7 protein-coding genes are annotated in these 7,346 nt (G+C 74.1%); all 7 read right to left on the bottom strand.

Annotated elements, in window-relative coordinates; translation table 11 throughout:
- Positions 1–54: 54 nt before the first annotated feature.
- Positions 55–540: a hypothetical protein gene (locus FrCorBMG51_RS23690; protein WP_047225221.1), complete on the bottom strand. Its 486-nt coding sequence runs from the start codon at positions 538–540 to the stop codon at positions 55–57.
- Positions 537–1,154: a polymorphic toxin type 4 domain-containing protein gene (locus FrCorBMG51_RS23685; RefSeq protein ID WP_047225220.1), complete on the bottom strand. Its 618-nt coding sequence runs from the start codon at positions 1,152–1,154 to the stop codon at positions 537–539. Before FrCorBMG51_RS23685 ends, FrCorBMG51_RS23690 begins: the two co-directional genes overlap by 4 nt.
- Positions 1,155–1,973: 819 nt before the next feature.
- Entirely contained in the window at positions 1,974–2,906 is a 933-nt protein-coding gene (locus tag FrCorBMG51_RS32230) for a hypothetical protein (RefSeq protein WP_235433854.1), read from the bottom strand.
- A 2,104-nt stretch (positions 2,907–5,010) separates the two neighbouring features.
- The gene (locus FrCorBMG51_RS23660; RefSeq protein ID WP_047225215.1) at positions 5,011–5,325 is read right to left on the bottom strand and encodes a hypothetical protein; all 315 of its coding nucleotides are present in this window, start codon (positions 5,323–5,325) and stop codon (positions 5,011–5,013) included.
- A 37-nt stretch (positions 5,326–5,362) separates the two neighbouring features.
- A complete protein-coding gene (locus FrCorBMG51_RS23655; RefSeq protein ID WP_013874652.1) occupies positions 5,363–5,812 on the bottom strand; it encodes a hypothetical protein in 450 nt (149 codons plus the stop codon).
- Positions 5,813–5,894: 82 nt separating this feature from the next.
- The gene (locus tag FrCorBMG51_RS23650; RefSeq protein ID WP_047225214.1) at positions 5,895–7,091 is read right to left on the bottom strand and encodes a hypothetical protein; all 1,197 of its coding nucleotides are present in this window, start codon (positions 7,089–7,091) and stop codon (positions 5,895–5,897) included.
- A 22-nt stretch (positions 7,092–7,113) separates the two neighbouring features.
- A partial coding sequence (locus FrCorBMG51_RS23645) for a hypothetical protein (protein WP_047225213.1) occupies positions 7,114–7,346 on the bottom strand: 233 nt, incomplete at its 5' end.

Raw genomic sequence — 7,346 nt, 5'->3', positions numbered from 1 at the left:
CCGGCAGGCCGCCGGCAGCGTCGAGCGGCAGGGCGAGGAAGCCCGTGGGGAGAGTCATGTCAGGAACTCCACAGCGGAGAGCACGGCGGTCGCGCCGAGGTCGACGAGCGCGTCGAGGGGGCCGGGCTTCGGGACGTGCCGCAGCGTCACGTTCACCTCGACGCAGTCGATCCGCTGCGCGGCGGCGGTGAAGGACAGCTCGGTGACCTGCATGTGGGTGCGGGTGACAAGGGTGCTGACCAGGGTGATGCCGTCCGGGAGGAACCCGAGCGACGCCCCTGTCCGGCTCGCCGCGGCGATGGTCTCGAGGTTCTTCTTCCAGAGCAGCCGCTGTGGCCCGACGAGCAGCGCGGACAGCGAGACGGTGTCGGTCGATGCCGTCGTCGCAGCCCGGAACGCCGCGGCCCCCACGGGGGGCAGCGCGTACGACTCGCTGAGCGACATCCGGCTCACCGCGAAGAGCGGGACGGCGAGCGGCAGCGCGAGCAGCGTCGCCGACGGCAGGTGCAGGAACTCCTCGACGAAGGACCGGTCGCTCATCGGGTGCCTGCCAGCGGGACGTCGGCGGGCCAGTACCCGTCGAGGCTGCCGTGGTGGGTGGCCGACCATCTGCCGTCGGGGCTGACGGTGATGTCGAAGCGGACCGGCTCCCGGCCCTCGCGCGGGATCTCGTAGTGCACCGACTCCAGGACGTCGACCACCTCGGTGGTCCCGTCCCGCAACGGGATGGCCAGGCGGCGGCCCTTCGCCCGCGCGGTCAGCGGGACGTCCGCGCCGAGCCCGTGCGCGCGGCGCAGCGCGTCCTCGAATCCCCTGTTCTGGACGAGCTGGTTGACGCCATCGGGGGCGAGCATGATCCCCTCGACGAGTTCGGTGCCGAAGCCCGGGCCGACGAGGTGCGCGCGCTGCCACCGCTCGAGGAGCTTCGCGAGCCGGGTGGCGAGCCGCGGTGGCACGGTCTTCAGGCCGGCGATCTGCGCGGGGCGCAGCTGCGCCTTTTCCAGGCCGGCGCGGGCGATCGGCTCCCGCAGCGAGCCCTCGGCGACGACGTCGAGGCCGCCGAGCCGCAGCTCGTCGAGCAGCTGCGCGCGGGGCAGGTCGGCGATGGACGGGGTGGCGGTGAGCCGGGTCCGGATGCTGTCCGCCCGCGCCACAGCCTCGGCGTTGGCGCCGACCCGCGGCGCCGCTCCCGGGGGCAGCGGCTGCCCGGGCAGGACGTCGCCGTGGACGACGACGTCGAAGTCGCCGGCCGCCCGCCGCAGCGCCTCGTTCGCGCTCGCCCACTCGCGCTGGAGCCGGGCGGCCGCCTCGGCNGGCCGCCTCGGCGGCCGCGGCGGCGTCCCGGCCGGGGTTGCGGCGGTACGTCTCGAGCGCTTGCAGCAGCCGTTCCATCACCGGGGCCAGCGCCTTCGGATCGCTGACGACGTATGAGACGCCGCGTTCCGGAACCGTCCGCCCCGCCGCCCAGGCCGCGAGCGTCTGGCGGGCCTGCGACCGCACCTCCTCGCCGAGCGACAGCGCGCCGCGCAACGGGAGCACGGGAGCGGGCCCGGTCCTCGGCAGCGCGTCCGCGACCGCGTGGCTGAGCGCTTCGTCGTGCTCGGCGATCTGGCGCTTCACCGCGTCCTCGAAGCGCATCAGGTCCTCCGTGGCGTCCGCGATGACCGCCAGGTCGGCCTCGCGCAGCGGGCGTTCGCGCAGCGTCACCGGCGCCCCGCCGGCCCGTCTGGTGGCCTCGACGTCCCCCAGGATCCGTCCGATGGCGTGGTTGAGGCTGTCGAGCGCCCCCTGGGTGCGACGCTCGTGGGCGCGGGCGACGGAGAGCAGGACGGTCTCAAGAATCTCGTCGGCGGTACGGCCGCCCCCGCGGTCGCGGTAGAGGATCTCGAGCGCCTCGCGCAGCCGTGTCATCGTCGGCGCCTGCTCGCGGGCGAGCCGCGCGAGCCCGGGCCGCAGGGACTCGGCGCTGATCGTCATGGTGTGCCTCCGGTGGCGAGCGGGCCGAGTGCGGCGTCGACCTCGGCGGCGGTGCCGTGCTCCTGCGCCTGGCGGCGGATCCACGGCACGAGGACGGGTGTGATGACGTGCGGCAGCAGTTCGTTCATCACCGCGACGACGGCCGCCTCGTGCACGGCCTGGCGCACGGCGCGCTGGATCATCTCCTCGGTGAGGCCCCTGAGGACGCGCTCGCGGACCTCCGCCGCGGCGAGCCGGACGACGGTCCGCGCGCCCTGCTTCTCCGCGACCCTGAGCCCTTCGAGGGCGGCGGAGGTCAGCGCCCGCGCGCCCTTGCCGACCGCGACGACGTCGAAGACGGAGAACGCGACGGAGATCGCTGCCATCAGCTGGGCGAGCTGGACGTCCTGCCAGTGCTGGAAGAGCTCGGGGTCCTCCAGCGCGTGGTAGAGGTCGGTCTGCCGTTCGGCGTCGAGGACGTCGTGGACGGCGAAACCGATGCTGACCGCACCCGTGATCGCGGCGGCGGCGACGGCTCCCAGCGGTGCGCACAACAGGCCGAGGAGGATGATCCCGAAGGTGGACGCGAACTCCAGGAGCTTGTCCCTGGCCGCCTTGTGGTCGATGGCCTGGTTGACCCCGGCCGCGTAGAGCCGCAGCCCGTGGACCTCGGGCGCGAGGACGTCGTCCGCGAGCTGGTGGATGCCCTGGAGCGTGTACCGCAGCCCCCGCCAGTCCCGGCCCCCCTCGCGTTCGGCGTACTTCGACGCCGCCAGCGCGAAGTGGGCCCCGTCATCGAGATCGGTCGCCTCGCCGGTCATCCGCTCGTTCGCGGCGAGCATGTCCGCGAGCAGCGTGCGCAGGTACCGCTCGAGGTAGCCGCGGTCGAGTTCGCGGCGGAAGACGATCGTCTGCAGGTCCGGCACCTGGTAGAAGAGCGGGTCGCTCATGTTGAGCAGCCGCCGGCGCTGGTTGATCGTCTCCCGTAGCTGGTCGGCGGTCCAGGCGCGGCCGTCGTGGACGGCGACCCGCTCGCCNGACCCGCTCGCCGCCGCGTTCCTCGACGCGGTCGTCGCCGACGAGGTCGAGGATGCGGCGCGGGGTGGTCTCGATCGGCGCGGGCAGCTCGTAGTAGTCGTCCCGGGTGCGCCGGGCCCGGTGGATCGAGAGGATCTCGCGGACCGTCCCGGCGGACCGGCCGACGGACCCGGCGTACTCGATCGCCCGGAGCAGCACCGTCGGCCACAGGACGAGGTCACCGAGTTTTTCGATCTTGCCGCCGATGTCCTCGACGAGGGCGTCGAAGTTCTGCTTCCGCTGCCGGGCGGTGATGCCCGCGCGCGAGCTGCGCAGCTGCTGGAGCATGATCGACCGGCAGGTCTCGGCGAAGACGTTCTCGTAGCCGAAGCGGAGCGCGTCCGCGAGATCGCTGATGAACCGGATCGCCCAGCCGGCGGCGTTCGGCGGGTCGCCGTCGGCGATCCCGACGAGCCGGGCGTTGGCGGCGTCGAGATAGGTCGAGACGACATCCCCCGCGAAGATGTCGACCTCGCGGGCCAGGCCGGCGAGCCGGCGCAGCCAGTGCAGCTCCGGCGTCGGCGACGGCGTGAGGTGGACGAAGCCGTTGTTGCCGGTGGCGTCCGGGCGCACGGTCACCTCGGTCGTCGCGCCGGACGCGATGCTCGCGGCGGCGACGCCCCTGGCCCGGCCGCTGATCGCGGTGGCGCAGTGCAGCGCGAACATGCCGGCGTACCCGCACTCGGGAATGGCGAGCGCGGCGGCGAGCGCGCGCATCCGGCCGACGAGGTTGCGGGTGTCGACAAGGTCGGACAGCTTCGGCTCGACGAGGTAGGAACGGCAGACGAGCGGCGCCCTGAGCGCTTCCGGCGCCCCGGGCCAGGCACGCTGGGTCCCCGTGTCGGACCGCGGGATGTCGGCGACGTCGAGGGCCGACGGCTCGTCGTCGGGCGGGACGACGTCGTCCCGCGCGGTGGGGCTGCCCTGCTCGTCCGGCGCGGCGATGTAGCCGACTCCCGCGCCGCCGCCGGCCTTCAGCAGGGCCTCGGGGAGCGGCTGGCGCGCGAAGACGATGGGAATCGTGTCCGCCCCCTCACCGAAGGACAGCTCGCCCTGCCCGGTGCCGAGTCCGGAGGGCAGCAACGCGGTCCTGGGGCTGTTCGCGAAGAAGATGATCCCGCCGTACCCGCCGCCGCTGTCGACCGTCATGACATGCCGGTAGCGGCCGGGCAGCGGCATGCCGTCGGCGCCGACGGCGTCGACCCGGGTGAGGAACAGGAAGCGGAGGAACGCCCCGCTCGTCGTCCGGATGAAGCCGTGGTATCCGGGAAGCTCCCGGTCGAGCGCCGGCCCGCCGTGCCGGTAGAGGTGCCACCGCCAGGCGATCCGAACGGCCTCCTCGACGCTTACGGCAACCCCGGCCGCCGGCAGNCAGCCACGGCTCCCGCCGGTCCGCGTCGTCCCGCAGCGGCACCCGGGCCGTCCCGCCGTCGAAGAACGGGATCTCGTAGGTCGTGCCGGTCGGCGTGTACCGGATCCGGGACGGGTCGAACGGCTCGGCGGGCGGGTCGTCCACCCGCGCCGGGCCGCGGGCCGTGGCTCGGGAGCGGAAACCGGCGNCGGGCCGCGCCGTCGGTCGCGCCCCGCTCGGCCGCCGTGAGCAGCGCTTCGGGGACGCGCGGGCCGGCTTCGGACGGGGCCGCGCCGACGGCGACGGTCGTCACGTCACCCGGCCGGATCCCGAGCGCCGACAGCGGGAAGCGCGCGCAGGCGGCGGCGACGGCGTCCGCGACCCCGGCCCGGACCGCCTCCGCGGACACCCCGCCCGCGGCGTCCGGGGTGACCCGGACGCTGACCGGCAGGCGCAGCCGGGGGCCGTACGCGCTCGCCGTCCCGTCCGTGGCAGGCCGCCTCGACCGTTCGGTCGGTGCCGTCATCGTCGTCCCCTCCTTTCCGCGTCCCCGTAGTCCCCGCGTCCCCGCATCCGTGCCGTCCGTGCCGTCCGTGCGGCTGGGCCGGACGGTGCCGGCTGCCCGGTCAGCCCAGCGCCCTGGCGGCGAGCGCTTCCCGCAGCCGGCGGAGCGCGAGCTCCGCGGCCGCTTCGGTGATCTCCTCGACGCTCGGGCCGATCTCGACCGTCACCGGGATCTCGAGCACGACGCCGGGCGGCGCGGCACCCTGGCCGGGCCGCACGACGGCCGCGCCGTCGCCCTCCGCGGTCACCGTCTCGCCGCGGCGGACGAGGGCGATGCCAGTCCGTTCCACGCGGCCGCCGAGCGGGTCGGCGTCGGCGTCGTCCCGCGCGAGCGCGTCCGGGTCGACCCGCCCCCAGCCCTCCACGTGCCCTTCCATCAGGCGGTGCCCTTCTCCATCAGGGGGTGCCCTTCCATCAGGCGGTGAACGTCGGCCGGGCGATGGCCGGACCGTTCTTCGGGGTGACGTCGACGTGCCGGCTGATACCGGAGAACGTCGCCACCGGGGCGCCGCTGACGGTCGCGTTCGACGGGGACGCCGACGTGATGAGGCACTTCGTCAGCACGAGCGTCGAGAAGTCCCACTCGTCGGCGCTGCCGGTCTGCTTGTACAGACCGATGGAGAACTCCCTGCCCTCGAGGGCCAGCTGGGTGAGCCTCGCCGAGGCCCCGCCGATCGCCTTGACGGACAACGAGAACGTGAAGCTGTCGGGGTTGGCGATCCAGCCGACGTGGGTCGCCTCGATCGAGTGCACGACCTCGGTGTTGAGCGCGAACGTCGGTGAGAAGGAGTCGATCGGCGTCAGCGGGTGCGCGGTGTCGCCGTCGACGACCACCGCCAACCGGGTCTTGGTCCACGTGGCCATCGGTGCTGCCTTTCGGTCGTGAGCCCACCGGCGGGCTCGCCGGCTCGGGGAGGGCTCGGTCGATGCGTCGGGAGGGACGCGGTCAGGCGGTCAGCGCGAGCTTGATGTCGAGGAAGTGGACGGAGCCGGCGTACGCCACCGTGACGATGACGTCGACCGCCCGGCTGGTCCTGGTCGACGTCAGCACCGTCTTCGCTCCGGGTGAGCGGTCCGCCTCCTCGGTCTCGAGGATCGGCAGCACCGGGATGTCGACGGTGTAGCCGTCGATGACCCGGGCCGACCGCAGCGGCTCGAGGATCGCGTCGAACCTGCCGCGCAGGCCCTCCATGCCGAGCCGGTCGATGCGGACGTTCCCGATCGCGCCGATGAGGCCGCCCCTGAGCCGGAACTCGAGGTCGTCGAGGACGCGGACGACGTCGACGTACAGGCGCGACGGATCGATCGGGTTGTACGACCGCCCGGAGCCGAGGAAGACCCCCTCGCCTGCGATGTACTCCGGGTCGAGGAGCGGAAGTATCGCCTTCTCGGCGAGCTGGGCGACCTCGGTGCCGGTGAACTGCCGCGGCAGCGGGATCTCGACACCGGCGACCTGCTTGAGCAGCACGCTGATGTGCGGCTGGTACCCCGCGATCGTCGCCATCGCGCACGCCGCGACGTCGCTGGCCGGGACGCCACCGGCCGTCGCCACCCGCGCGGCGACGAGCACCAGCCGGCCCTCGCCGTTCTTCAGCCCGCCGTACGCGGCGTCCGCGGCGTCCGCGAACGTCTGGCCGTTGCCCACCGCCAGGTCGGGGTCGACCATCGCGACGCCGATCCGCCTGGCGCCGGCGCCGCTGGCGTTCTCGACATGGGTCTTCAGCAGTGCGAGCGTTGCCGGGTCGGTGACCCGGGCGAGGCTGACCAGCTGGACCGGCGCGGTCGCGATCGTCGCAAGTGCCGCCGCCCAGTTCGGGCCAGCGCCCGAGTCGTCGGTCGCGACCGCGTACACCCGGGACGCGCCCGGGCGCTGTAGGAGCACCTCCCGTATCGACCGGTAGAGCGGGCCGGCGGCCTGCCCCTTGTTCGCGATCGCCCCGGTGGTCTGGTCGACGTCCGCGAAGAGGGTGCGGGCCTCGGCCTCGCTGCCGACCAGGACCGGTGTGTTCGGCACGGCGGTGCCGAAGCCGCCGGCCGATCCGACGACGGCGACGTTGCCGAAGGCGCGGGTCGCCGTCGCCTGCAGGCCGCTGGTGTCGATCGTGACCTTGACGTACGGGTACTCGGCGGTGGGGACGCTCATGGTTCTCCTTCGAGGCCGGCGGTCAGATCGCGACCGGGACGATCCCGCTGCTGCGCAGCCGGGAGGTGAGCTCGGACAGCCGGCTTGCGCGGCGGGCCGCGTCGCCGGCGGGCTGCTCGCCCGCGACGACCGGCAGGTCCGCGTCGTCGAGCGCGGCCGCGGGGAAGATCACAAGGCCGGGGCGACCCTCGCGGACGGTGACACCGGGCGGGCGGGCCGGCGGGTCCGCGACGGCGTCGAGCCCGAGGCGGGCCG

Source organism: Protofrankia coriariae, assembly GCF_001017755.1.
Classification (GTDB): domain Bacteria; phylum Actinomycetota; class Actinomycetes; order Frankiales; family Frankiaceae; genus Protofrankia; species Protofrankia coriariae.
This window is presented reverse-complemented; position numbering and strand designations above follow the sequence as displayed.

Excerpts from the sequence above, each read along its gene's own strand:
- FrCorBMG51_RS23690 (WP_047225221.1), bottom strand. The coding sequence starts at position 540 with ATGAGCGACCGGTCCTTCGTCGAGGAGTTCCTGCACCTGCCGTCGGCG.
- FrCorBMG51_RS32230 (WP_235433854.1), bottom strand. The coding sequence starts at position 2,906 with ATGAGCGACCCGCTCTTCTACCAGGTGCCGGACCTGCAGACGATCGTC.
- FrCorBMG51_RS23660 (WP_047225215.1), bottom strand. The coding sequence starts at position 5,325 with ATGGAAGGGCACGTGGAGGGCTGGGGGCGGGTCGACCCGGACGCGCTC.
- FrCorBMG51_RS23655 (WP_013874652.1), bottom strand. The coding sequence starts at position 5,812 with ATGGCCACGTGGACCAAGACCCGGTTGGCGGTGGTCGTCGACGGCGAC.
- FrCorBMG51_RS23650 (WP_047225214.1), bottom strand. The coding sequence starts at position 7,091 with ATGAGCGTCCCCACCGCCGAGTACCCGTACGTCAAGGTCACGATCGAC.